The following is a 24,529-nucleotide window of genomic DNA, read 5'->3' as shown; positions in this document are numbered from 1 at the left end:
CTCCTATGTAGAGCTTACTCGGCGTGGTGCGGCCGTTCCTGTCGTACTGGTCGTGGATCGTCGCACTCGTTGTGCGAGGGGGCCTCCGGTTCTGTGGTGTGGTCTTTCTTCGTTCACGTGTTCGACGAGCTGTCGTGGGAGGGGCTGTGTGGTGACGACGGATGTGGTCAACGGGGTGACTCTGCGGCGTAGCCCGGAGGGTGATCTTCCGGTGGTGGTGCAGGTCAGTGGTGAGGCGGCGTTGTTCTCGCGGCCGGAGTTGAAGGTCGAGCGGGTCAGCTATCCGGTGATGACGCCTTCTGCTGCGGTAGGGGTGCTCGAATCGATCTTCTGGAAGCCGGAGATGCGGTACCAGGTGGTGGCGATCGAGGTGCTCAAGCCGGTGCGGCAGTTCACGATCCGGCGGAACGAAACCTCGGATGTCGCCCCGTTGTCGGAGGCGCTCAAGGGCACCCGGCGGGTCGACACGGCGGCACATCGTGATCAGCGCAATGCGGTGTGCCTGCGTGATGTCGCCTACCGCATCCATGCCCACGTCGAGTTGGCGGCGCATGCCGACAAGTCGGTCGCGGCGTACCGGGATCAGTTGCGTCGGCGGGTCCGTAAGGGTGCCTGCTTCCAGCAGCCCTATCTCGGCACCCGTGAGTTCAGCGCGGAGTTCGGGTGGCCGGATGACACGCCCCGGGCGGATGTCAACGAGGAGATCGGCATCATGCTGCACTCCATCCACCGGGACGGTCAGTCCGCCCAGCCGCGGATGGAGTGGTTCGCCGCTCGGGTGGTCGCCGGGGTGTTGTCCGTGCCGGAGCGGGGGATCGAGTTGGCGCTTCCGGTGGAAGGCCGGGTGGTGTAGTGCTGTTGCAGCGGCTGGTGGAGTTCGCCGACACCAGCGAGGACGTCATTCCGCCGTTCTACTCCCGCAAGCCTGTGCGGTGGAGCCTGGAGATCGACACGAACGGCGTACCCCGGGGTGGCCTGGTCGATACGGCGAACAAGGACGACCCGAACTTTCGGTTCGGTGCGCCTCGGCTGGTGCCGGGGGTGACCCGGACCGTCGGGATCTCGCCCGCGCTGGCGGTCGACACGGGGGAGTACGTCTTCGGTTGGCTGTCGGAAGGGGTTAAGCCGGAACGGGTCGCCAAGCAGCACAGCGCGTTCCGTGCCCTGATCGCCGACTGGGCGGCAGCCGAGCCGGACAGTCATGGTCCGGCTGTCGCCGCCTTCTACCGCGACGGGCACGCCGATCGTATTTCACCGCCGGCTGAGTGGGGCAGGGGAGACCTGGTCGGCTTCTGGGTCGACGGGGTCTACGCGGCGGACGCTGTCGCGGCGCAGCGTTTCTGGGCCGGGGTAGCTGGCGATCGGAAGGGCTCCGGACGCACCGGGTTGTGTCTGGTCTGCGGGCGGGTGCAGCCGCTACTCCATACGATGCCGCAGCAGATTCCTCGACGGTGGGTGCCCGGGGCCACCCAGAGCGCGTCGCTGGTCAGCATGAACGAGGCCACCCACGGCTACGAGTTGCAGAAGTTCCTGACTCACACCCCGATCTGCGCCGACTGTGGGTTGAAGTTCATGACCGCGCTGACGGCGCTGCTGTCCGATCCCCGGCACAGCACGAGCCTGTCCGGGCAGAACGCCAGGCTCGCCTGGTGGGTGCTGGGCGGGTCGACCTTCGACCCGTGGGCGACTGTCGAGCAGTTGGACCCCAGCAACATCCAGCACCTGATCGCTGGGCCGGCGAGCGGCGCGGAAGCCTCCCTTGACGAGGTGTCCCGGTACTGCTCGGTGACTGTGGGCGGCAACGTCGCCCGCGTCGTCGTCCGGGACTGGGTCGAGCAACCGATTCCCCGCGTCAAGGACAACATCCGGGCCTGGTTCGACGACCACCGGATCGTTGACGCCCGGACCGGTGAGGTGGCCACCATCAAGGTCTCCCAACTCGCCCGGGTGGCGGGGCGGTTCGAGGCCGGCCGCAACGGAGCATCCGGCACCTGGACGAAATTCGGCGCATCCGGAGAACACCGCCCACCCGACCTGTTTCACCGGCTGCTCAGCGCCGCGCTACTCAAGCGACCGCTGCCGCCGAAGCTGCTCAACCACGTCATCAACCGCATCCGAATCGACGGCCGACTCGACCCCGCCCGCGCGGCGCTGATCCGACTCGCCCTGCGCCGTCACCCGACCCTGCCCGAGCATGAACGAGAGAGGCTGACGCCGACCTTGAACGTCGCCCACAAGCAGCCGGCCTACGTGTCCGGCCGCATCTTCGCCGTCATGGACGACCTGCAACGCACCGTGTTCCGGGTCGCCGACCAGAGGCTGAACACCACCTTCGCCGAACGATACTTCGGCCGCGCGATCGACAACCCGCAGGTCGTCATCGTCTCCGGCCGCCGCAACGTACAGGCATGGCTCAAACGCCTCCGCGGCCCGCTGCGCCGGCCCGCCTGGTCGGACGCCTACGAACGGCGACTCGACGACCTGTTCGTCCAACTCGCCGCGATCCCCAGCGCTGCGGTGCTGACGGACAAGGCCCAGTTCATCCTCGGCTACCACCAGCAGCGGGCCGAGATGCGGGCCGAACGACTCGCCGCCGCCGCAAACAAGAAGAAGACCGACCTGCCCCCGGAGCCCGATGACGTGGCACCGACCGCCGACGACGAAGGAGACGACGCATGAGCGCCGTACACCTCGACCCGACCCGCCGCCACGACGCCGTCCTGCTGTTCGACGTCAGCGACGGCAACCCCAACGGCGACCCGGACGCCGGCAACCAACCCCGCACCGACGACGAGAGCGGCCAGGGCCTCGTCACCGACGTGGCCATCAAACGCAAAATCCGCGACACCGTGTCCCTGCTGCGCGGCGACGACCCGCGCTACGGCATCTTCGTCGAAGCCGGCCACGCCCTGAACACCCGGATCGACGGAGCGTTCGCCGCCAACCCACCCAAAATCAGCAACAAGCCCACCCCGGCGGAGAGCGCGGCAGCCCAACAGTGGCTCTGCCAGCACTACTTCGACATCCGCATGTTCGGCGCGGTGCTCAGCACCGGCAAGAGCGGCGGCGCCGGGCAGGTCCGCGGCCCGCTCCAGCTCACCTTCGCCCGCAGCATCGATGCGATCCTGCCCACCGACCACACCATCACCCGGGTCACCCAGACCCGCCAGGACGACATCGACAAAGGTGAGCGCACCGAGATCGGCTCCAAATGGACCGTCCCGTACGGCCTCTACCGCGCCCACCTGTTCTACTCGGCACCCCGCGCCGCGAAGACCGGCGTCACCAGCGACGACCTCGCCGCGCTGTGGCAGGCCGTCACCGTCATGTTCGACCACGACCGGGCCGCCAGCCGCGGCGAGATGAAACTCTGCGGGCTGTACGTGTTCACCCACCCCGACGCCTTCGGAGCCGCACCCTCGGCCGCCCTCACCCAGCGGATCACCGTCAAGCGCACCAACGACGACAAGGCGGCGCGCACCCACACCGACTACACCCGCAGCATCGACGAGTCCAGGCTGCCCGGCGGCATCGAGCTGACCAAGCTGGTCGACCTCTGGCCGTGACCCACGACCACCCCACGGACAGCGGCACCCCCGACCTGCGGGAGGTGCCGCTGTCCGCGCTGGAGCACTACGCCTACTGCCACCGGCAGACCGCCCTCATCCACGTCGAAGGCGTCTGGACCGAAAACGTCGAGACGGTACGCGGCGACCTCAGCCACACTACCGTCGACCTACCCGGCATCCAACGCCGCCGAGGCCTCACCACCATCCGGTCACTCCCGGTATGGAGCCACACCCACGGCCTACGCGGCATCTGCGACGTCGTCGAGTTCGAGAAGAACACCGCCACACCCGTCGAATACAAGGTCGGACGCTACCAACCCGGCGGCCCCGCCGAACTACAACTCGGCGGACAGGCCCTCTGCCTCCTCGAAGCCGGCTTCGACGTACCCACCGGATACATCTACTCCGTCGCCGAACGCCGCCGACACCCCGTACCCATCGACCATGACCTCCTCGAACGGGTCATCGCCGCCACCACAGCCGTACGCCGGCTGCTGCACACCCCGACGCTGCCGACGGCACGCAACGACGCCCGCTGCCGGCGATGCTCCCTACGCGAGGACTGCCTCCCCGAACTGACCGACGGCCAACGGCAGACCCCACCCGACCTGTTGACCCCACGACCATTGGGACAGTGGCGTGACTGAACTCCTCAACACCCTCTACGTCCAGACCCCCGGCACCAGCCTGCGCCTCGACGGTGACACCGTGCGCATCTACCACCCCGACCAACCCGGACGTCACCTGCTACCCCTCGTTCGACTCGACCACCTGGTCCTGTTCAGCGGCGTGACCCCCACCGACGACCTGCTCCTGCGCTGCGCCGACGACGGCCGCTCCGTCAGCTGGCTCACCGGCAGCGGACGATTCCGCGCCGGACTGGTCGGCCCCACCCACGGCAATCCGCTACTACGCCAAGCGCAACACCGCGCCGCCGACTCACCGGAACGCCAACTCCCCATCGCGGTCGCCCTCGTCGCCGGCAAAATCCACAACGCGCGACAAGTGCTGCTCCGCACCGCCCGGGACACCAGCGGCCACCGACAGACCGCACTACGCGCCACCGCCGAACTCCTCGCCCGACGACTCGAACTCCTCACCACCGCCACCAGCACCAACGAAATCCTCGGCGTCGAAGGCATCGCTGCACGCGACTACTTCGCCGCCATGCCCTACCTCCTGGGCGACAACAACGACTGGAAGGCATCCGGCCGCAACAAACGACCACCCACCGACCCTCTGAACTGCCTGCTCTCCTTCCTCTACGGCATGCTGCGCGTCGCCGTGCAGGGTGCACTCGAACAGGTCGGACTCGACCCGTACATCGGCTTCCTTCACGCCGTCCGACCTGGCAAACCCGCCCTCGCGCTCGACCTGATGGAAGAGTTCCGCCCCCTCCTGGCAGACCGCCTCGCCCTTACCATGATCAACAGACGCGAATTGACCCCCACCGACTTCGAAGAACTACCAAACAAGGCCTACCGACTCACCGACAACGGACGCAAAACTGTGCTGGCCGCCTGGCAACAGAGCCGACAACGCGACTGGCCCCACGCCCAACTCGGCCGCCAGGTACCCGCCGCGCTGCTCCCTCTCGTGCAAGCCCGACTACTCGCCCGCCACCTTCGCGGAGACACGGTCGCCTACCAGCCGTGGACGGTGAACTGAACGTGGACCTGCTCGTCACCTACGACGTCGAAACGGTCACCCCGCAGGGACAACGCCGACTCCGCAAAGTCGCCAAGATCTGCGAAGGGTACGGACACCGCGTACAGAAATCGGTCTTCGAAGTAGTCTGCCGCGACACCGACAAGGTCCGCTTCGTCGCCGCCCTCCAAGACGCCATCGACCCCACCCAGGACAGCATCCGCATCTACCACCTACCAGCCCACGCCCTCGACGACGTCGAACACCTCGGCAAACCACGACCCATCGACCCACGCGGAGCCCTAGTGATCTAGGAACCCCCAGTGGACACGAAAAGCCCGGAGGGTTCCGAGGTGGGAAACCTGGATCAGATGAACAAAACGGACTGCGAGCAAGTCGATGAGGGATCGTCTGATCGCTATATTCGCTGCTCGTGAACCGCTGCGCCCGGCCACCGCGCCGGGCGAGGATCGCAACGTCGCCGGTACCCGCCGGGTCGACAAGGCCACCTACGGCTGCGCCCGGCCACCGCGCCGGGCGAGGATCGCAACCGATGGACGAGATCGGGGGTGGCGCTCCGGGCCGGGGGAGCTGCGCCCGGCCACCGCGCCGGGCGAGGATCGCAACCTGTACTACGAGCCCGACAAGCGGGCCCGGGAACGCTGCTGCGCCCGGCCACCGCGCCGGGCGAGGATCGCAACCCACCAATCGGCTTCCGGGTCGTAATCCTCCGATTCGCTGCGCCCGGCCACCGCGCCGGGCGAGGATCGCAACCGGCTGCCGTCCGGTGCGGAGATCGTGCCGACGTCGAGCTGCGCCCGGCCACCGCGCCGGGCGAGGATCGCAACTTCTCCCGCTGACCCCTGATCGCACCCGGCCCCGGGCTGCGCCCGGCCACCGCGCCGGGCGAGGATCGCAACGCCCCCCGCTCCCAGGCCCGCCAGGTGTAGCCGGCCTCGCTGCGCCCGGCCACCGCGCCGGGCGAGGATCGCAACGAGGAGCCCTTGGCCAAGACCGGGGCGCAGGACCAGGCTGCGCCCGGCCACCGCGCCGGGCGAGGATCGCAACACGTCCGAGCTTTCGAGCTCGATGGTCTTCTTCAACCGCTGCGCCCGGCCACCGCGCCGGGCGAGGATCGCAACGCGGCTACCTCTGCCGCTCGTGCAACGTCCGGGAGGCGGCTGCGCCCGGCCACCGCGCCGGGCGAGGATCGCAACCGGTACGGGCTGCTGGACTCCAGCAACCGGCCGCTGTAGCTGCGCCCGGCCACCGCGCCGGGCGAGGATCGCAACGCTCCTCGGCGTCGGTGAGGCCCGGCACCAGCACGAAGCTGCGCCCGGCCACCGCGCCGGGCGAGGATCGCAACCAGTTGTCGGAGCGGGCGACGTCGCCCGACGACAAGCTGCTGCGCCCGGCCACCGCGCCGGGCGAGGATCGCAACCACGCCTCGACTGGCGCAGACCACCACCACGGTGAGGCTGCGCCCGGCCACCGCGCCGGGCGAGGATCGCAACGGATACAACCTCACCGACCTTGGCGTGCGTGCAGGGGCTGCGCCCGGCCACCGCGCCGGGCGAGGATCGCAACGACATCAACCTGACCACCCCGCTGATCGACCGTGGGATGCTGCGCCCGGCCACCGCGCCGGGCGAGGATCGCAACGGCGGAATGCCCTGCGTCACCAGGTCGCTGGCACCCGGCTGCGCCCGGCCACCGCGCCGGGCGAGGATCGCAACGGAGGTGGTGAGCTGCGCCTTGAACCAGGCTTTCTGGCTGCGCCCGGCCACCGCGCCGGGCGAGGATCGCAACACCGGTGTGCACCCCCGGGCGCTGTCCCGCCGCCAGGGCTGCGCCCGGCCACCGCGCCGGGCGAGGATCGCAACTTTGGGTTGGTCAGCCTGTCGACCCCGCGCCAAGCCGCTGCGCCCGGCCACCGCGCCGGGCGAGGATCGCAACGGTGGTGAAGTTGACCATGTAGCAGGTCGAGCTGTGGCTGCGCCCGGCCACCGCGCCGGGCGAGGATCGCAACCCGGTGCCGACTCCGGCGGCGTTCTTGAACTGGGAGCTGCGCCCGGCCACCGCGCCGGGCGAGGATCGCAACATGTTGCACGAGATGGAGCGGGTGGCCGCGCACCGCAGCTGCGCCCGGCCACCGCGCCGGGCGAGGATCGCAACGAGTGGTCGGCGCCCGAGGACGCCGACCCGGAGGATGGCTGCGCCCGGCCACCGCGCCGGGCGAGGATCGCAACCGGGGTCCGAGTCTCCGGTTGAGGGTGGCCCGACTGGCTGCGCCCGGCCACCGCGCCGGGCGAGGATCGCAACACCCGCCAGTCCCGGTCGGCGTCCTTCGGTGACTCCCGCTGCGCCCGGCCACCGCGCCGGGCGAGGATCGCAACAAGCTCGCCGCCAAGGTCTCCGCCGCGCACCGTGGACGCTGCGCCCGGCCACCGCGCCGGGCGAGGATCGCAACGGTGGAGCGACGGGCGGCTCCGCAGTCGCCGCAGGGCTGCGCCCGGCCACCGCGCCGGGCGAGGATCGCAACGCCACGGTGCCGCTGCCGAACCTTTGCTGGGACAGGAGCTGCGCCCGGCCACCGCGCCGGGCGAGGATCGCAACGTGCTGTGGTCGCCGGACGGGGCGCTCGCCGCACGCCGGCTGCGCCCGGCCACCGCGCCGGGCGAGGATCGCAACGTGCTGTGGTCGCCGGACGGGGCGCTCGCCGCACGCCGGCTGCGCCCGGCCACCGCGCCGGGCGAGGATCGCAACGCCACGGAGTGTCTGGGGATCTGGCCGGAGATGGCGGCGCTGCGCCCGGCCACCGCGCCGGGCGAGGATCGCAACCACTGTTCATAACTCTGAGGCGTGAGCAGCCAAAACACGCTGCGCCCGGCCACCGGGCCGGGCGAGGATCGCAACGAGTCGGACGAGACGGTGCCACCGGACCCGTACCACGGGCTGCGCCCGGCCACCGCGCCGGGCGAGGATCGCAACAACAACCTGATCGTCCTGGCCACGAGGTACAGCGCGGCGCTGCGCCCGGCCACCGCGCCGGGCGAGGATCGCAACGACCCCGCCTGGACGCCCGAACACCCCCGGCGGCGCAGAGCTGCGCCCGGCCACCGCGCCGGGCGAGGATCGCAACGTCGGCCCACCGGTGCGGGCGGTCGTGCCGCCGGCAGCCTGCTGCGCCCGGCCACCGCGCCGGGCGAGGATCGCAACGACCTGTCGGTCAAGGGCGAGACGACCACCGACGCGGGCTGCGCCCGGCCACCGCGCCGGGCGAGGATCGCAACAACGCCGCCGATCGGCGCATGTCGAAGATCAACGAGGCTGCGCCCGGCCACCGCGCCGGGCGAGGATCGCAACCGCCCACGGCGGTGATCCCGACGGCCAGCCCCGAAACGGCTGCGCCCGGCCACTGCGCCGGGCGAGGATCGCAACGTGTTGAGGAACAGGGGGTGCCCGGGGACGAATGACGTGCTGCGCCCGGCCACCGCGCCGGGCGAGGATCGCAACCGGTGACCGGTGCAGGCCCGACCGACGAGCAGGTGCTGCGCCCGGCCACCGCGCCGGGCGAGGATCGCAACACATCAACGGGCATTCGGCTCGGGGAACTGGCAGGGGCTGCGCCCGGTCACCGCGCCGGGCGAGGATCGCAACGCCGAGGTGTACCGGTGGGTGGTGCTGACCGGTGATGGCTGCGCCCGGCCACCGCGCCGGGCGAGGATCGCAACCCCGTGGGTCGCTCCGTCTGGATGCGGTGCGGACAAGCTGCGCCCGGCCACCGCGCCGGGCGAGGATCGCTTGGTTGGGTAGCCGCACCAGCTGGACTTATTCGGGCGGTCCGGAGTCCTATGACGGTCCGGCGACGGCCGCCCGGATAGGGTTTCCCTGGCGGGTCCTTGATCGTCCCGGTACGGGTCAAACGGCCTCCCGTTTACCCCCGTTACCTTTCTGATCGTCCCCAGCTGGGGACCCTCGGTCGCTCGGCCCGGTATGACTTCCTGCCCCTGTCGTTCTCATGATCCGGGGGGTGTTGTCGCCGGGTCGGGTGGCGTCGGCGGACCGCTGATAGGGACACGACCACCCGCAGGGTTGGGGTAGGTCTCTTCGTAACGTGGCTGCCGGCAGTCCGACGCCCTGACTGCGGCCGAGGCCACGAAGCGATGCGTGGAGGCGGGTGTGGTGCACGACGGATACGGCGTCTACCTCGGCTTGGACGTCGGCAAGGAAGGTCACCACGCGGTCGGGCTGGGCCCGGACGGCAAGCGGCTGCACGACGCGGCGTTGGCGAACACCGAGGCTCGGCTGCGGCAACTGTTCGACAGGCTGGCCCGTCACGGCCGGGTCTTGGTGGTGGTCGACCAGCCCGCCTCATGGCCCATTCCGCGATCGTGTTTGTGCAGCTCAGTGGCAGCTCGTAGTGAATGTTGACAAGCCGGGAACCGTGAGATTCGGACAGCGTAGGTCGACGGTTCGATTCCATCTTGGGCTGCAGCTCCGCTTCGCCGCGCCGGCCAGGGGGCATGGCTGGGCAGGCGGCAAGGGCGTGTCACCGGCGGCTACAGTTCAGAATTCAATAGCAATGTCATCATCCATGCGCTGCGGTGGTGGGGTTGCGGTATCGATCACCCCTCGGACACACTTTTGCAGCATCCCTGCTGTCTTCGACGTACTGGTGGTCAAGCACGCTTGACCACACCAATCTGATCTCCGTGTCGATGTCGGCCGGTCCCGTGTCGGGCGGGGGTGGTCGGCGTGGCTGACGTGGTGGTCGCTCCCGTCGTCCCGCCGGTCGTGCTGGCGGGCCGGGGTAAGCCGGGTGGTCGTTCTGACGGGGGTCTTCGTCGTCGGCCGTTGCCGCTTGCGGATCTTCCAACTCCTCGTGTCGGCACCCTGGTCTATGGGGTGGCGGCGCTGGATGCCAGTGGTCGGATCGCCGACAGTGGGGTCGTTCGGGCGCTCGGTTGGGTGCCGGGAACCCGGTTGCACATCCATGAGGGTGCCGGTCTGGTGGTGCTCCGTGCGGATCGGCAGGGTGTGTTCACGGTGACGGGTCAGGGTCATCTGCGGCTGCCGGCGGCGGTGCGGCAGTGGTGCGGGTTGGCGGCGGGTGACCGGGTGCTGCTGGCGGCCTGTCCTGCGGAGGGGTTGTTGGTGGTGCATCCTCCGGCGGCCGTGGACGCGATGGTCGTCCCGGTGCACGCTGCTGTTCTCGGTGGTGGTCGGCCGTGACCGATGGTGCGGTGGGGCGGGCGGAGTTGGACGCGGCCCGGTTGTTGTTGGCGCGGATGGGGATCTCGCCGGCTGATCTGGTGGAGGCGGCGGCGGTGCGGCCGGTGGCGCCGACGTTCGCGGAGTACGTGCCGGTGGTGTCGGCGGCGGTGACCGCGGGGACGCGGCGGGCGTACGGGTCGTACTGGAAGCGGGTGGTGGAGCACTGGGGGTCGCGGCGGTTGGATGAGCCGAGCCCGTCGGAGATCGAGTGGTTGGCGGAGTACGTCAAGACGCATGTGGTGGCCCGTCGGAATGCGCGGGGTGGGCGGAGTGCGGCGGAGCATCTGATCGCGGCGTTGCGGTGTCTGTACAAGCGGGCGGTGGCGGACGGGTTCATCGCGGCGGCGGACAATCCGGCGGTGAAGGTGGCCAAGCCGCGCCGGTTGGCGAGCACCAGGCGGGCGGTGGCCGATGCCCGGTTGGCGGAGATCAACGCGGTCGCGGCGGGTACGGGTGATGATCCGGTGCTGGACAGTTTGTTGTTGCGGTTGCACACCGAGACGGCGTGCCGGCGGGGTGGGGCGCTGGCGTTGCGTCCGGTGGATCTGGATCCGGATCAGTGTCTGATCCTGTTGCGGGAGAAGGGCGACACGGTGCGGTGGCAGCCGGTGTCACCGACGTTGATGCGGCATCTGCAGCGGCACGCGGAGGAGCGTCATGCGCCGGCGCGGGGCCAGTTGCTGCGGTACCGCAACGGGCAGCCGATCACGTACCGGCGGTACGACCATCTGTGGGTGCGTATCGGTGAGTATCTGCCGTGGGTGTACGTGCAGCAGATCAGCACCCACTGGTTGCGGCACACGACGTTGACGTGGGTGGAGCGGAACTTCGGCTACGCGGTGGCCCGTGCCTACGCCGGACATGCCGACAGTGGCGGTGATGTCGGTACGACCACCACGTATGTTCGGGCGAGTTTGCAGGAGGTCGCTGCTGCGTTGGCGGCCCTGACAAACGAGCCCCATCCCCTCGCATGAGCTGAGTGGAGCGAGCCCGGGCTGGCGAAGTACTGATCGCTGGGTTTCCGCATCCGTCCCGGGGTAGGCGTCCCTTTACGAGTGGGGAGTAGTTGCCCGAGCTGGGAGACTGACGGATTCGCCGGCAGGATCACATTGCCTGCGTGGGCCTCACTTTGTTCAAGTAGCTCAACCCCGGCTGTGCCCTGACTTCGATAGGTCTCACTGAATGCTGATCGTCCTACTGTCGGGCATTTTACAGTTCGGCGAGGTGGGGCGGTTCTTGTCGTACCGGTGTGGTGGTATGCCGATCTCATCGAGGTCAGGAGCCGCCGGGTGTGGGCGCACAGCAAGAACCGCTTCGGAGTCCGCCACCGGATCGAAGATCATTTGCTCGGTACGGCGAAGTTGGCGAGGTTGTTCGCATCACCGTTCGGGCTCGGTGAGTTGGCGTGGTGGACGGGTCTGGTCCATGACGGCGGCAAGTGTTGGCAGGCGTGGCAGGACAAGTTGCTGCTTGTCGAGCCGACGAATGGTCGTGTGGGTCTCGATCACAAATCATTCGGGGTGCAGTTGGCCCGTCGACACGGGCTTCTCCCGGTGGAGTTTGCTGTTGCTGGGCATCACGGTGGTTTGACCAACCGGGGGCAGGTCGATGGTCTCTTTGGTGAGGATGCTGCGGCCGAGGAGCGCCTGCGGTCCGGCCCCTGGGCGGATGCGGAGAAGCGCCTCCGGGTGGCGCTTCCTGAGATGTTCCCCCAGGTCCCGGCCCTGCCCGTCGAGTTCGAGGAGAGTGCGGAACGGCTGACGCGGGAGTTCCTCCTGCGGTTCCTGTTCTCCTGCTTGGTGGATGCCGATGTGCTCGACACCAAGGCTCATGTGGAGGGCGGCCAGCCGAGAGTCGGCTCTGACCTGGATGCTCCGGTGCTGCTTGATCGCTTCCTCACTCGTCGCGCTGACTTTCTTCGGCAGCGGGAACCCGGTGCGATGGACAGTCACCGGCAACGTCTGTTCGACGCGGCGATGGCTGCCGCTTCCCGGAAGCCTGGCATCTTCCGGTTGACCGCTCCGACCGGGACCGCGAAGACCATCGCTGCTGCGGGCTTCGCCCTGCAGCACGCGGCGTCGCACGGTAAACGACGGGTCATCGTGGCGGTCCCCTTCATCACGATCACCGAGCAGAACGCCGCCGTCTATAGGGATCTGCTCGACCCCGATGACCCGGACGCCGAGCGGGTGGTCCTAGAACACCACAGTCATGTCGAGGTCAGCGATACGGATCCAACCAGTGAGCACCACTCGTGGCGGCGTCTCGCGTCGGAGAACTGGGACGCGCCGTTCGTCGTCACCACCACAGTGCAGCTGTTCGAGTCGCTGTTCGGTCGGACCCAATCTCGCATGCGTAGGCTGCATCGGATCGCCGACTCGGTACTGGTTCTCGACGAGGTGCAGGCGTTGCCGCATCACCTGTTGCCGCAGGTCGCTGACGCGCTACGGATCTTGACGCAGCGGTTTGGGGTGACGGTAGTGCTGTCATCGGCCACACAGCCGGCTGTTCGTGCCCTCGGTCCGCTCAAAACGCTGGAAGTCCACGAGATTCTGCCTGACCCAGAGTCTTTCTTCGCCGAGTGCCAGCGAGTGCAGTACCGCTGGCGGCTTGATCCCAAACCGACCTTGGTGGACATGGTGAAGGAAGCCGTCACGCACCAGCAGGCGCTGATGGTGGTCAACACGGTGCGCGACGCGAGAACCGCTTTTCTCCATGCTCGCGAGGTGGTTACAGATCTTGAATGGTCAGGTTGTGTCGGGTTCGAGTGTCAGTCCGGTGTGGGCGAGGAAGCCGTCGAGTAGGTCGGTGCGGTGCTGGATGCTCTTGAGTCGGTGTTTGATGATCGCCTGGAGGTGGTCGACGCCGGTGACGGCGAGGTTGCCGGTGCTGCGTTTGAGGTGGGACCACACGGCCTCGGTGGGGTTCAGGTCCGGGGCGTAGGCGGGTAGTCGGATGACGGTCAGCCAGTCCAGGGCGTCGATCATCTGCCGCATGGCGGCGCTGACGTGGGTGTTGAGGTTGTCCCAGATCAGCAAGATCGGGCCGTCGAGTTGTTGGTGGGCGGCGTCGAGGAGGGCGATGTAGTCGCGTTCGCTGAAGCTGCGCCGTTCGTTCTTGCGGCGGCGGTGCACGATCGTGCGGTAGATGAACCGGGACCGCTGCCCGGGCCGGTAGCAGGTCAGCCCGGCGATCGAGACCCGGCCGGAGCCCTTGCCCGACACCGGCACCACGGGGGTGTGTCCGCGTCGTCCCCAGGTGCGGGCCTTCGGTGGGCGCAGCGTCTGACCGGCCTCGTCCTCGAAGACCAGCCACGCCTGCCGCTGCGCCGCTACCGTTTACCCGCCGGCCACGTCTCCCGCCGCCACGTGATGATCGCGGCCTCGTCACGCTCGACCGCCCGATGCGCGGGGACCTGCACCGACCAACCCAACCGGTACATGATGTTCGCCGTCCCGCGCAACGTGTACCGGGTGTGGAACTTCCGGGCGATCAGGTCCGACACCCGGGCCAGGGTCCACCGCTGATCACTACCGAACCCGTGCGCCGCCGGCCCCTCGTCCAGGGCGTCAGCCAGCCGCCGCAGCCGGCCCTCGTCCAGCCGACACCGCGACCCGCCAGGCCCTTTCGACGCCAGAGCCTGTTCACCACCAGCCCGCCACCGCTTACGCCACCCGTACACCGCGGTCTGCGACACCCGCAGCCTCCGCGCGATCTCCGACACCGACACACCCTCGGCGAACCACCCCGCCGCCTGCCGCCGTACCACCTCACGCTTCGCCCGCCCCCGCGCGGACAACCCACCTCCATCGGGATACCTCATCCCATCGAACTACCCCAACCCAACGTCGCCACACAGACCACATCGGACGAACCTGACCATTCAAGATCTGTATGTCGGGGAATGGGACTGCTGGCCAGGCGTCAATCAGCGGTGGTATATGGGCGACTTCCTGCCCGTTCCGGTTGGGCAAGAAGTGCGCAACCGGCTGAACGCCAAGTGTCTGGAGATCCGCGACAGTTGGCCGGGGGACGGCGCCTACGTCGGGATGTGGGACTGCTGGCGCGGTGCTGCCACGGCATGGCAGATCGTCTACTGAGCATACTCGGCACCAGCTCAAGACACGTTGCCGGCGACTAGGTGACCGCCGCTCGCCCGTTCTGGCAGACCGTCCGCACGTCATGTTCTCCTCCATCAGTCATGGCGCGTCGTGTCATCGCTGTGCACAGCACGACACGACGTGTCATAACCAGTATTTGCTGCATTTGTCACTGGCGTCGGGATGCGAGAACAGAACGCCGCGCCGTAGATCACGGCGCGGGCCGAGTGCATACCCATGAGGTCCGGCCGTGATCCGGCCACCGCCGCCGCCCTCAAGTCGGCCTACCTACTCATCGCCACCACGACCGACCACCTTTCGGCGCTGCGATGCTCCCGCACCGTTGGTTGCCCGGCACGGGCAGCGGCTTGAGGCGGTGGAGCTTCTGGAGTGGGCCGGGGGCGATTTGGCGTACGGTGCCGTGGCGTTGGGCCTGCGATTTGCAAGCGGCCGGCTGACGATCTACAACGCGATGGACGAGAACGGGATCGAGGAGAGCGGTCCCGGCCTGCGGTACCGCCGACACCGACTGGGGTGAGCGTGCAACTGCATGACTCGACCGAGCCGTCAGCGGCAGAACCGGGTGCCTGATCATGGCGAGCCGTATGGGCCGGACGGAAGGCACCCCCGATGGCTCGGGAGAGTGGCGACGTTGCGTTCTGGATCATCGGCCGATCGGATGGCCGGCGGCGATGATCGGCTATTTCCATGGGCGACGGACACCCTGCGACGTCTAGGAAGGAGGCATGGCCAACGAGCGGACCGTTCCCCTGCTGCCCTGCGCGTCCATTGATGACATCGAAGCCTTCTACGGAGTTCTCGGTTTCCGTACCACGTATAAGCAGCGCAAGCCCAACGCGTGCATGGGGGTGCAGCGGGAAGACCTGCATCTGCAGTTCTTCGAGATCGCCGGATTTGACCCGGAGCAGTCCTACGGCTCATGTCTCGTACTCACCGCGGACATCGAGGGACTACACCGGGCGTTCGCCGCTGGCATGCGCGCCGCGTACGGCAAGGTCCTGGTGTCCGGAACACCGCGGATGACCCGGCCCAGGGCGCGGAAGAACGCCGACGGGTGGGGTGGGTTCAGCGTCATCGATCCGGGCGGTAACTGGATCCGCATCTTTCGGGACGCCGCCACCGCGCCGATGCCGGCCGCCACGCCTGCCGGGCGGCTGGCCAAGGCTCTGGCGAATGCCGTCGTGCAGGCCGATTCCCGAGGAAGCGTGGGACAGGCCGCTCGGATCCTCGACAGCGCGTTGACCCGCCCGCAAGCCGACGACGACCCGGTCGAGCAGGTAGAGGTCCTGGTCTACCGCGCCGAACTCGCGATGGTGCTGCACGATCCAAAGACTGCGGCCGAGATGCTGACCCGCGCCACGTCCGTCACGCTCACGGAAGACGAATCCGAAAGGGCAGCCGCCGCGTTCGACAACGCCGCCGACCTCGCAGCAGCACTGCGGTAACTCACCAGACGAACGCCTCCGCCATCTCGGCAACGTCCCGGACGCCGGGTGACCTCGGGAGCAGCCACCGCCCGTGGCACGCGGTCGGCGGCATGAGCGTGCACTCGATCATGCGCTGATGGTCGGCCGGGCCGGCAGTGGTCGCTCGACCTCGCCGATCGGGTGTTGCTGGTCGCCGCGTACTGACGCACGAACCTGACGATGCGGCAGATCGGCCCACTGTTCGGGGTGTCGCACTCCGCCGCGCACCGGGTCATCGACACCCTCGGCCCCCTGCTCGCCCTCACCCCAGCACGCCGACAGCGCATCGACCAGATCACCATCGTCGACGGCACCCTCATCCCCACCCGGGACCACCGCCTGGCCGCCCCGAGCAAGAACTACCGCTACAGCACGAACCTGCAGGTCGCCATCGACGCCCACACCCGCCTCGTCGTCGCCCTCGACGATCCACAACCCGGCAACCGCAACGACACCATCGTCTACCGCACCTCCGGCATCACCCAGAAACTCACCGGGAGGCCAGTCATGGCCGACCGCGCCTACCGCGGCAACCCCGAGGTGATCATCCCGACCGCAAACCCACCGACGGCAGCGAACCCCAGTGGAAAGCGGACCTGAACAAGCAACACCGCACCATCCGTGCCCAGATCGAACACGCCCTGGCCCGCATGAAGACCTTCAAGATCCTGCGGGACTACCGCCGAGCCGCCCGAACATTTGCCGACACCGCTTCCGGCATCGCCCACCTCCACAACATCATCCTCGCCGGCTGACACCAACACCGGTGCCGGGCAACACCTTCACCGAATTTCGAGACATCCTTTGGCGAGCAAGGCATCTGTCCTCACGCAGGTGGGGGTCCATTTTCGCTACGTACAGCACGGCGTACCGGCGACTGCTCCCTGCGGATGCGGGGGTGACGAGGGCACCCCACTCTCCCAACTCACGCCCGGGAACGGTGCAGGCGGCGGTTCCGTGTGGTGGGCCACCACACCACAGAAGTTCCCGGCAACCCTCGATCCGTCCGCGCGCGTTGACATCGTTGCCGTGGGCACCTGGCTCCAGCCATGCGGTTCAGGAATCTTGAGCTCTCGGGTGGCGCCTCCAGTGCATGACCGACCAGGGCGGCGCGAGTCCGTCGAGCGAGTCGATCTCCATGGGTTTGAGCGTGTCGGGGTCCAGGGCCTCGCGGTAGCGGGCGAAGACCCGTTCGACATAGCGATGCCCGGTGTCTGCCCCCACGACGAGGTGGGTGCGACCGGGGTCCCGTCGTGCCGTCCAGGCCGCCGCGAGGTAGGCGGCGCCGGTGGACAGGCCTGCGAAGACCGCGTGGTCGCGCATCAGGCCGATCGCGCCGGCCATGGCGTATCGGAATGTCAGCCAGTGAATCTGGTCATAGAGGTTGTGCCGGACGTTGTCGAACGGGATGGCGCTGCCGATGCCGGCGATGATGGCTTCGGGGTCCTGGAACCGTTCGCTGCCGAAGCTCACGCTGCCAAACGGCTGGATGCCGACGAGCGGGGTTGCCGGGTCGTGTGCTCGCAGCGGCTGGATCAGCCCCCCGCTGGACGCGCCGGTGCCGACGCTGGACACCACGGCAAGGCGCGTGTCCGGCAGCGCGGCGCGCACCAGGTCGGCGAGTTCGGCGTAGCCGAGATAATGGACCGGGTCGTGGTACTGGCGCATCCAGTGCATGCCGGGATTGGCGCGCAGCAGTTGGCGTACCCGCTCGACTCGCCGGTTCTGGTCGAGCCGCAGATCGTGCTCGGCCGGCATCTGGTCGACGGTGGCACCGAGGATCTCCAGTTGGGCCCGGATGGTAGGTGTGACCGTGGTGGAGGCGATGATGTGGCACCGCAGGTCGTAGCGGTGGCAGACCATCGCCAGTGCCAATGCGTAGATGCCGCTCGAGCTGTCGACGAGGGTATCGCCGGGCCGTATCGTGCCGTCGGCGAGCAGGGCCCGGACGGCGCCGAGCGCGGCGTAGATCTTCAAGGTCTCGAACCGTAGCAGCACGACGTTGTCCGACAGTCTGATCAGGCTGGGAGCCCGGATCGCGTCGGTGATGTGGCTGTGGACGGTCGTTGGCACGTCGGGCGGGTTCGGCAGTGACATCGGCGGTCGTCCCTGGGGTTGAAGCCGGTGGATGGCGGAGACACTCCAAACGCATTGAAGCCGACGCATGTCTGTGTCGGATGGTAAGTCGCGCCGACGGCCGCATTAGTTCCGCCGTAGTCGATGCAATAGGTCGGGAACTCTTCGGGCCGGCGCGACGACATATACACCGTGACGATTGCCTGCCTCGAGATGCTCTCCTTCGGGCTCGCCCACCTCGTACGTGCCGCCCGGGCTGCCGGCGAGCGGATCGTGCTGCTGACCGGTGTCGAGGAGTTGTACCTGCATGAACTCGCGAAGCTGCCGCCCGAGGCGATCCAGGTCGTTGCCGTGGACACGAACGATCGTGAGGCGGTCTCCCAGGCGCTGCGCGCGATCGAGGACCTCCGGGGTCTGATCAGTTCTACCGACACGTGGGGCGTGACCGGTGCCGAGCTCGCCGTCGAGCTCGGTCTACCGGGTATCGACCCGGCGGTCATCCGGCTGGCGCGCGACAAGTCACGCGTCCGGGACCTGCTCCACGGCAGTAGGCTGAGCCCGTTCCCGGCGTTCGCCGTGGACGACGTGGCCTCACTGTCGCTCGACGAACTGGCGGCAGCCGTCGGCCTGCCGGCCGTTGTCAAGGACACAGCCGGTACCAGCAGCCGGAACGTGTGGCTCGTCCGCGACGCCGACGACTTCGCCCGCCTGCAACGGCAGGCTGCGGGCGCGACGCTGTTCGGGCGGTTGTTCGCGGAGCCGTTCCTCGCCGGTCCGGTCTACAGCGCCGAGACTGTGACCTGGGCCGGTCGCACTCGCATGCTGGGGATGTCGAGCCGCCTTATGTCGCCGCAGCCCTGGTTCCGGGAGGACGTGACCGCGTTTCCGGTGGCGTTGCCGCCCGACGAGTTCCGGGCGGTCGAGGATTGGCTCGGTGACGTGCTGGCGGTCCTCGGCTACACCGACCGGTTCGCCCATGTCGAGCTGGCCATGACCGCCGACGGGCCGCGCCTGATCGAGGTGAATCCGCGGATCGGCGGTGCGCTCGTGGGCGAGTCGATGTGCCGGGCCCTGGATGTGAATGTCTACGGGGGAATGATCGACCTCGCGCTGGGCCGCCGCCCGCGGCTGCTCGACATGCCGTTGGGCGGTGGACCGGCTGTGGCGTTCGTACTGGCGTATCCGGACAGGTCCGGCGACCTCGTCGCCGTGCACGGCCTCGACGACATCGCCCGCTATCCCGGTCGGCCCGAGTGGTACCCGACCAGGGCGATCGGTGCCTCCATCGAGCACCTCAACGACGGGCGCGGCTACGTGGGGATCCTGTTGGCCGAGGGGCCGACCGCGGAGATCGCCACGCACCGCGCCGTGGCCGCGGCGGGTGCCGTGCGTGTCGAGACCCGCCCCGCGTGCTAAGGCCGGGTGCCGCGCACGATGAGCCGTCGGGCGTGGTTGTCGAAGGGCTCGGCATCGAATCCGCCGAAACACTCGACGCCGGTGAAGCCCGCCGCGGTGAGCATCCGCTTGAGCTCGGCGGCACTGTAGAGGTGATGCGTGATGGAAGCCTGCCGGGCCCGGCCGCCGCGGACGAGGTAGAAGTCGTCCCGGAAACGGGTCCAGTCATCCAGCACGGTGCCGCGCACGATCAGCGTGCCTCCATCGACGTCGGAAATGATCGGCGCGGCCCCGTCTCGGGCCGCGACCTCCTTGCCGTACAGGTCGATGAGGAGCCGGCCGCCGGGTGTGAGGCTGGTGAGCGCGTTGCGCAGCACCTGCATGTTCTCGTCGTGGTCGTCGAACAGGCCGAACGACGTGTACATGCTGATCACCAGGTCGAACTGGCCGGCCTCGACGAACTGGCGCATGTCCGCCCGCAGCAGCCGCACGTCGACCCCGGCCTCGACCGCCGCCGTCGCGGCCCGATCGAGCAGCGCTGCGCTCAGGTCCACCCCGGCCACCTGGGCACCGCGGCGGGCCAGCGGGATCGTGTACGTGCCCGGCCCGCATCCCAGGTCGAGCACCCTGGTGCCGGGCGACAGCCGCAGCAGCGGCGACGAGGCGACTCTCGTCTCGGCCTGCGCGGCACGTTCGGGCGCGAAGAACACCGCAGAGAAATCGGTCCACATCGACTCGTCTTCGAACCACTCCATCGCCGTTCCCTTCGCCACCGGTCAGATCTACCTCCTTGTATATGTCGTTGCCGGTTCCCGAACGGTTCCGGCGCGTCGAACGATCGGAGAGAGGCATGTCATGCTGAGCCTGTCCGTCGAGCGTGTTTCGCTGCGGCTGACCGAGACCGTGCGGAGCTCCCGCGGTGAGATCGACGCCGTGGACACCTGCATGGTCACCGTCACCCATGCCGGCATCGTTGCCTACGGTGAGGGCACGCCGATCGAGTACGACGGGGTCACCGCGGACGATGTCGCACGGGCCATCGAGGCCGACGGCTCTGCCCTGCTCGGTCCCGACCTGACCGACCCGCAGGCGGCGCTCGAACGTGTCGACGCCTGGGACGCGCCGGCAGGCGCCCGGATGGCCTTGGACGGCGCGCTGCACGACTGGATCGGCAAGGTCGGCCGACGGCCGACCTGGCAGATCCTCGCCGCGCCCCGCCGGATCGGGCCGACGGTGTACACGATCGGGATCGCGAGTCCGGCCGAGGCCGCTACTGCGGTCCGCAACGCACCGCAGGTGGGTGCGTTCAAGGTGAAGGTCGGTGGCCCCGACGACATCGATGTCCTCGACGCCATCCGGCAGGTGACACCGCTGCCGATCCGGATCGACGCGAACGAGGCATGGGATCTCAGCACCGCGCGCGCCCTCACGCCACGTCTGCGCGCGCTTGGCGTCCACCTCGTCGAGCAGCCCTTCCCACGAAGCCGCATCGATGACTACGTCCGATACCGAGAGCTTCCCGACCGGCTCCCGATCGTCCTGGACGAAGGATGCACCGACGTGGCCAGCGTCCACGCCGCCCGGAAACACTCCGACGGCATCGTCGTCAAGCTGTGCAAGGCGGGCGGCGTCCGCGCCGCACGGCGGGTCATGGCAGCCGCCCGGCAGGCCGGGCTCACGGTGCTGCTCAGCTGCATGTGCGAGTCGGAACTCGCCATCAGCCAGGCCGCGCTGCTCGCCCCGCTGGCCGACCACATCGACCTCGACGGCCACCTCTACCTCCGCGATCAACCCTTCCGCGGGCTCGGACTCGAGGGCGGGTGGATCGTCCTGGGCGACGGACCCGGGCTCGGGGTGGCGCCCGCGGCCAGCCAGAAACGGAGTCGACAGTGAACTGGTACGAGGACATGAACCTGTGGTCCGGTTTCTCGGAGGTGCTCTTCACCCCCGAGCGTGCGCGGGCCGCCGCCGATGCGGTCGCCACCTCACCCCTGCTCGCGTTCGCTCCCGCAAGCCGCGTGCTCGACCAGTGCTGCGGCACGGGGTTCTTCACCGCGCCACTGGCTCGCCGTGGCTACCAGGTGACCGGCGTGGACCTGCACCCCGAGTTGCTCGAACGCGCGGCGGCCGCGTGCGCCGACGCCGGCGCGACGGCCTCTCTCGTACGAGCGGACGTTCGCGAGTACGGGGCGCCGGAGGCGTACGACGTCGTGGTGAACATGTACACCTCCTTCGGCTACTTCGACGACCACGAGGACAACATGCGGGTGCTGCACAACGCCCACCGGTCCCTCGCTCCAGGAGGACAGTTGCTCGTCGATCTGCTGAGCAAGGAGACCTACGCGTCGTGGGTCGGACCACCGAAGATCGTCGACGTGCCCGGCGGCATGGTGGTGATGCGCGACACGATTCTGGACGACTGGACCCGCTACCGAACCGACTGGACGCTGGTGCGGGGCGACACAGCCGCGCACACCTCCCTCACCTGCTACGTCTACAGCGCCGCCGAACTGCGCGCCATGTTCGCGGAGGCAGGATTCGGGAAGATCGAGTGCTTCGGCAATCTGGACGGCGGCCCCTACGACGCCAACGCGACCCGCCTGATCATCCGGGGCAGCAAGGGAAGCGGGTGAGACCCGCCGCACTCGGCTCGTTCACCGGGGTGCGGATCGCCCTGCTCGGCAGCGGGCTGCTCGTCAACCTGATCGGCTTCTCCGTCTACCCGTACCTGGCGATCCTGCTGCGGCAGCGCATGGACCTCAGCATGGATCAGGTCGGCGTCGTCCTGGGGCTGACGGCATTCGTGCAGTTCGCCGGCGGAGCGCCGGGCGCGGTGCTGGCGGAGCACCTCGGCCTGCGGCGTTCGCTGCTGCTGGCGATGGCGCTGCAGACGCTCGGTTCGCTGGGACTGCTCGCTGGCGAGGTATGGCCGCCGGTGACAGTCCTGGCGCTGATGATCCGGTCGGCGGCCACCGCGCTGTACTCGCCCGCGGTCCGCGCCTACACGGTGCACGGCGCGGACCCGGACGAGCAGCCACGGCTGGTGTCGGCGAGCTACGCCACCGGCAACGCCGGGATCGCCCTCGGTCCGGTGGTAGGCGCGCTGTTCATCAACGACCCGGGGGTGATGTTCGCCGCCGCGGCCACCCTGCATGCCGCGCTGACGGTCGGGCACGCGCTCCTGCCGCAGGAGTCGCGTGGCCACACCCGGGCCGTCGAGCCGCTGCACCGTGCCCTGAGCGGGCTGGCGGTCCTGCCGTTCACGGTGACTGCCCTGACCATCTACCTCCACCTCTACTTCTACCAATATCTCGCGTCCTATGCGGAAGGAAGGGTGCCCACGGTGTTCTACGGATCGGCCATGATGGGCTATTCGCTGCTGCTGGTCGTGCTGCAACCACTCTTGGCAGGGCGGGTCGAACAGATGCGGTACACCCAGGCGATGACGATCGGGTTCGGTGGCCTGGCCATCGGCATGTCCGCGTTCGCCGGCGGGCACGAACTCACGATCGCCGCCGGCATCGTCGCCCTCGGCGTGGGCAACTCGATACTCTTTCTCAAGAACGTCCTCGAGGCGCTCGCCGGCACCCCCCGCTCGGCGGCGGTGGTCTTCGGGCACCAGCGTCTCGCCGAAGGCGTCGGCGCGCTCCTCAGCGGTGTCGTCGGCGGCGTCGTCTACCAGGCGTTCGAGACCGCCGGACACCTGCCCGGGCTATGGCTGGCCGTGGCCGCCCAGTGTGTGCTGCTGCCGATCCTGGTCGTACTGGTGCACCGACGGCTCCGGCACCCCGCGCCCGCACCGGTGGGTCCCCGATGACCCCGGCCGACGCAGTCGCCGCGGCCCGCGCCGTCGCGGGGCGCCTGCACGAAGACGTGGTCGCGCGCGAGCGCGCCAACCGACCGCCGCGGGCCGAGATCCAACTGCTACGCGGCAGCGGACTGCTCGCGGCCGATCCCGACGACCTCGAGACCACGCACCTCGTCACCCGCATCATCGCGGCGTCCGACGCCTCGATCGGACACCTCCTCGGCTACCACTACACACACCTGTGGCGCGCCCGCCTGTACGACAACGCCGACCTGGCCCGCCGACTGCGACAAGACGTCAGAGCCGAAGGGCTCTTCGTGGCCTCCGTCAGCAACCCCCGCGACACCATCGTGGCGACCACGACCGCAGACACGTTCACGGTCTCCGGCCGGGGCGCGTTCGCCACCGGATGTGCCATCGCTGACCGGATCCTGGTCGGCGCGATTCGCGACGACCAGGAGTCCCGCATCGTGGTAGTGGTACCCGGTGACGCGGACGGGCTCTCGCATCCACCGGACTGGGACAACCTGGGCCAGCGCCTGACGGCCAGCGGCAGCATCGTCCTGCGGGATGTCACGGCCGGCCCCGCCGACGTGCTGGGCACCTTCCCGCCCGGTGAGGACGAGACGAGCCCGAGATGGCAGCAACTGTCGCTCGTCTCCCTCGCCTTCCAAACAGTGCTCACCCAGATACTCGTCGGCATCACCGAGGGAGCGCTGGACGAGGCTGCCCGCTACACGCGGGAGCAGTCCCGGCCCTGGCCAGCCAGCGGGCTGGCCAGGGCCGTCGACGACCCACACGTGCTCGCCGGATACGGCGAACTCGCCGCGAGCCTCCACGCGGCGCGATTGCTGGCCGACGACGCGACCCGCGCCCTCGTCAAGGCCGACCGGCGGGGCCTGGACCTGACCCCGGCCGAACGTGGCCGGACCGCGCTGACGGTCTCGGCCGCGAAGGTCGTAGCCACCCGCCTCGCGGTGGAGGCAACGAGCCGGATCTTCGAACTCACCGGGGGTCGCGCCACGACACGCTCATCCGGACTGGACCGCTTCTGGCGTGACGCCCGAACGCTCACCGTCCATGATCCAGTCACCTACAAGGCCCGGGAACTCGGCACGCACCTGCTCACCGGCAACCCGCCACCGACCACGGCGTACAGCTGAGATCCGT

At 68.8% G+C, this 24,529-nt stretch carries 20 protein-coding genes, 2 pseudogenes and 1 CRISPR repeat array; of the genes and pseudogenes, 18 read left to right on the top strand and 4 right to left on the bottom strand.

Going from position 1 to position 24,529, the window contains the following annotated elements:
* Positions 1-163 precede the first annotated feature (163 nt).
* The 10 genes and pseudogenes from cas5c to JQX11_RS03845 all read left to right on the top strand — a co-directional run bounded on the left by cas5c (position 164) and on the right by JQX11_RS03845 (position 13,297).
* Positions 164-853 (top strand): type I-C CRISPR-associated protein Cas5c, encoded by a 690-nt coding sequence (gene cas5c, locus JQX11_RS03890; protein WP_204923623.1) that lies wholly within the window; start codon positions 164-166, stop codon positions 851-853.
* Positions 853-2,679, top strand: coding sequence for a type I-C CRISPR-associated protein Cas8c/Csd1 (gene cas8c, locus JQX11_RS03885; RefSeq protein WP_204923533.1), 1,827 nt, complete (start codon positions 853-855; stop codon positions 2,677-2,679). The genes cas5c and cas8c overlap by 1 nt, the downstream gene beginning before the upstream one ends.
* A complete protein-coding gene (gene cas7c / locus JQX11_RS03880; RefSeq protein ID WP_204923532.1) occupies positions 2,676-3,566 on the top strand; it encodes a type I-C CRISPR-associated protein Cas7/Csd2 in 891 nt (296 codons plus the stop codon). Before cas8c ends, cas7c begins: the two co-directional genes overlap by 4 nt.
* Positions 3,563-4,216, top strand: coding sequence for a CRISPR-associated protein Cas4 (gene cas4 / locus JQX11_RS03875; protein WP_204923531.1), 654 nt, complete (start codon positions 3,563-3,565; stop codon positions 4,214-4,216). The genes cas7c and cas4 overlap by 4 nt, the downstream gene beginning before the upstream one ends.
* The gene (gene cas1c / locus JQX11_RS03870; RefSeq protein ID WP_204923530.1) at positions 4,209-5,237 is read left to right on the top strand and encodes a type I-C CRISPR-associated endonuclease Cas1c; all 1,029 of its coding nucleotides are present in this window, start codon (positions 4,209-4,211) and stop codon (positions 5,235-5,237) included. The genes cas4 and cas1c overlap by 8 nt, the downstream gene beginning before the upstream one ends.
* Positions 5,222-5,530, top strand: a complete 309-nt coding sequence (gene cas2 / locus JQX11_RS03865; protein WP_169733137.1) for a CRISPR-associated endonuclease Cas2 — start codon at positions 5,222-5,224, stop codon at positions 5,528-5,530. The genes cas1c and cas2 overlap by 16 nt, the downstream gene beginning before the upstream one ends.
* Before the next feature lie 126 nt (positions 5,531-5,656).
* Positions 5,657-9,023: a CRISPR direct-repeat array (repeat unit 37 nt; unit sequence GCTGCGCCCGGCCACCGCGCCGGGCGAGGATCGCAAC).
* Positions 9,024-9,401: 378 nt separating this feature from the next.
* Positions 9,402-9,593: pseudogene (locus JQX11_RS03860) on the top strand (IS110 family transposase); the annotation flags it as partial.
* A gap of 672 nt (positions 9,594-10,265) precedes the next feature.
* Positions 10,266-10,451: a hypothetical protein gene (locus JQX11_RS32115; RefSeq protein WP_232377024.1), complete on the top strand. Its 186-nt coding sequence runs from the start codon at positions 10,266-10,268 to the stop codon at positions 10,449-10,451.
* On the top strand, positions 10,448-11,467 hold the full coding sequence (locus JQX11_RS03850; RefSeq protein ID WP_307826051.1) for a tyrosine-type recombinase/integrase: 1,020 nt from the start codon (positions 10,448-10,450) through the stop codon (positions 11,465-11,467). Before JQX11_RS32115 ends, JQX11_RS03850 begins: the two co-directional genes overlap by 4 nt.
* A 273-nt stretch (positions 11,468-11,740) precedes the next feature.
* On the top strand, positions 11,741-13,297 hold the full coding sequence (locus tag JQX11_RS03845; protein WP_204923529.1) for a CRISPR-associated endonuclease Cas3'': 1,557 nt from the start codon (positions 11,741-11,743) through the stop codon (positions 13,295-13,297).
* Here JQX11_RS03845 and JQX11_RS03840 read toward each other — a convergent pair.
* Positions 13,241-13,804, bottom strand: a complete 564-nt coding sequence (locus JQX11_RS03840) for a transposase (protein WP_204923620.1) — start codon at positions 13,802-13,804, stop codon at positions 13,241-13,243. The two genes, JQX11_RS03845 and JQX11_RS03840, sit on opposite strands and share 57 nt — an antisense overlap.
* A 20-nt stretch (positions 13,805-13,824) precedes the next feature.
* Positions 13,825-14,292, bottom strand: a complete 468-nt coding sequence (locus JQX11_RS03835; RefSeq protein ID WP_232377023.1) for a winged helix-turn-helix domain-containing protein — start codon at positions 14,290-14,292, stop codon at positions 13,825-13,827.
* 142 nt (positions 14,293-14,434) lie between these two features.
* Between JQX11_RS03835 and JQX11_RS03830 the strand changes: the two genes are divergently transcribed.
* The 3 genes and pseudogenes from JQX11_RS03830 to JQX11_RS03820 form a co-directional block, all read left to right on the top strand.
* Entirely contained in the window at positions 14,435-14,593 is a 159-nt protein-coding gene (locus tag JQX11_RS03830; RefSeq protein ID WP_204923527.1) for an RICIN domain-containing protein, read from the top strand.
* Positions 14,594-15,339: 746 nt separating this feature from the next.
* Positions 15,340-16,059, top strand: a complete 720-nt coding sequence (locus tag JQX11_RS03825) for a DUF8817 family protein (RefSeq protein ID WP_204923526.1) — start codon at positions 15,340-15,342, stop codon at positions 16,057-16,059.
* Between the two features lie 114 nt (positions 16,060-16,173).
* Positions 16,174-16,835 (top strand): annotated as a pseudogene (locus JQX11_RS03820) (transposase family protein); the annotation flags it as partial.
* Positions 16,836-17,136: 301 nt separating this feature from the next.
* Here JQX11_RS03820 and JQX11_RS03815 read toward each other — a convergent pair.
* Positions 17,137-18,177: a pyridoxal-phosphate dependent enzyme gene (locus JQX11_RS03815; RefSeq protein WP_145920741.1), complete on the bottom strand. Its 1,041-nt coding sequence runs from the start codon at positions 18,175-18,177 to the stop codon at positions 17,137-17,139.
* A 171-nt stretch (positions 18,178-18,348) separates the two neighbouring features.
* Between JQX11_RS03815 and JQX11_RS03810 the strand changes: the two genes are divergently transcribed.
* Complete coding sequence (locus JQX11_RS03810; RefSeq protein WP_204923525.1) at positions 18,349-19,572, top strand: ATP-grasp domain-containing protein; 1,224 nt, start codon at positions 18,349-18,351, stop codon at positions 19,570-19,572.
* Here JQX11_RS03810 and JQX11_RS03805 read toward each other — a convergent pair.
* A complete protein-coding gene (locus JQX11_RS03805) occupies positions 19,569-20,306 on the bottom strand; it encodes a class I SAM-dependent methyltransferase (RefSeq protein ID WP_204923524.1) in 738 nt (245 codons plus the stop codon). The genes JQX11_RS03810 and JQX11_RS03805 overlap by 4 nt on opposite strands.
* Positions 20,307-20,406: 100 nt before the next feature.
* On the opposite strand from JQX11_RS03805, the gene JQX11_RS03800 reads away from it, so the two are divergent.
* From JQX11_RS03800 to JQX11_RS03785, 4 genes are read left to right on the top strand one after another with little or no spacing between them, the layout of a single operon-like run.
* Positions 20,407-21,444, top strand: coding sequence for an enolase C-terminal domain-like protein (locus tag JQX11_RS03800; protein ID WP_204923523.1), 1,038 nt, complete (start codon positions 20,407-20,409; stop codon positions 21,442-21,444).
* Positions 21,441-22,184: a class I SAM-dependent methyltransferase gene (locus JQX11_RS03795; protein WP_204923522.1), complete on the top strand. Its 744-nt coding sequence runs from the start codon at positions 21,441-21,443 to the stop codon at positions 22,182-22,184. Before JQX11_RS03800 ends, JQX11_RS03795 begins: the two co-directional genes overlap by 4 nt.
* On the top strand, positions 22,181-23,368 hold the full coding sequence (locus tag JQX11_RS03790; RefSeq protein WP_204923521.1) for an MFS transporter: 1,188 nt from the start codon (positions 22,181-22,183) through the stop codon (positions 23,366-23,368). The genes JQX11_RS03795 and JQX11_RS03790 overlap by 4 nt, the downstream gene beginning before the upstream one ends.
* Positions 23,365-24,522 carry an acyl-CoA dehydrogenase family protein gene (locus tag JQX11_RS03785; RefSeq protein WP_204923520.1) on the top strand — a complete coding sequence of 386 codons (1,158 nt, stop codon included), beginning with the start codon at positions 23,365-23,367 and terminating at the stop codon, positions 24,520-24,522. Before JQX11_RS03790 ends, JQX11_RS03785 begins: the two co-directional genes overlap by 4 nt.
* Positions 24,523-24,529: the final 7 nt, after the last annotated feature.

This window comes from Micromonospora humida, from assembly GCF_016901255.1.
Classification (GTDB): Bacteria; Actinomycetota; Actinomycetes; order Mycobacteriales; family Micromonosporaceae; genus Micromonospora; species Micromonospora wenchangensis.
The sequence above is the reverse complement of the archived record's forward strand: the minus strand, read 5'-3'. Positions and strand labels throughout refer to the sequence as shown.

What these genes read in the sequence shown, in the direction of transcription:
- cas7c (WP_204923532.1), top strand. Translation starts at nt 2,676, where the DNA reads ATGAGCGCCGTACACCTCGACCCGACCCGCCGCCACGACGCCGTCCTG.
- JQX11_RS03830 (WP_204923527.1), top strand. Translation starts at nt 14,435, where the DNA reads ATGGGCGACTTCCTGCCCGTTCCGGTTGGGCAAGAAGTGCGCAACCGG.
- JQX11_RS03825 (WP_204923526.1), top strand. Translation starts at nt 15,340, where the DNA reads ATGGCCAACGAGCGGACCGTTCCCCTGCTGCCCTGCGCGTCCATTGAT.
- JQX11_RS03815 (WP_145920741.1), bottom strand. Translation starts at nt 18,177, where the DNA reads ATGTCACTGCCGAACCCGCCCGACGTGCCAACGACCGTCCACAGCCAC.
- JQX11_RS03805 (WP_204923524.1), bottom strand. Translation starts at nt 20,306, where the DNA reads ATGGAGTGGTTCGAAGACGAGTCGATGTGGACCGATTTCTCTGCGGTG.
- JQX11_RS03800 (WP_204923523.1), top strand. Translation starts at nt 20,407, where the DNA reads ATGCTGAGCCTGTCCGTCGAGCGTGTTTCGCTGCGGCTGACCGAGACC.
- JQX11_RS03785 (WP_204923520.1), top strand. Translation starts at nt 23,365, where the DNA reads ATGACCCCGGCCGACGCAGTCGCCGCGGCCCGCGCCGTCGCGGGGCGC.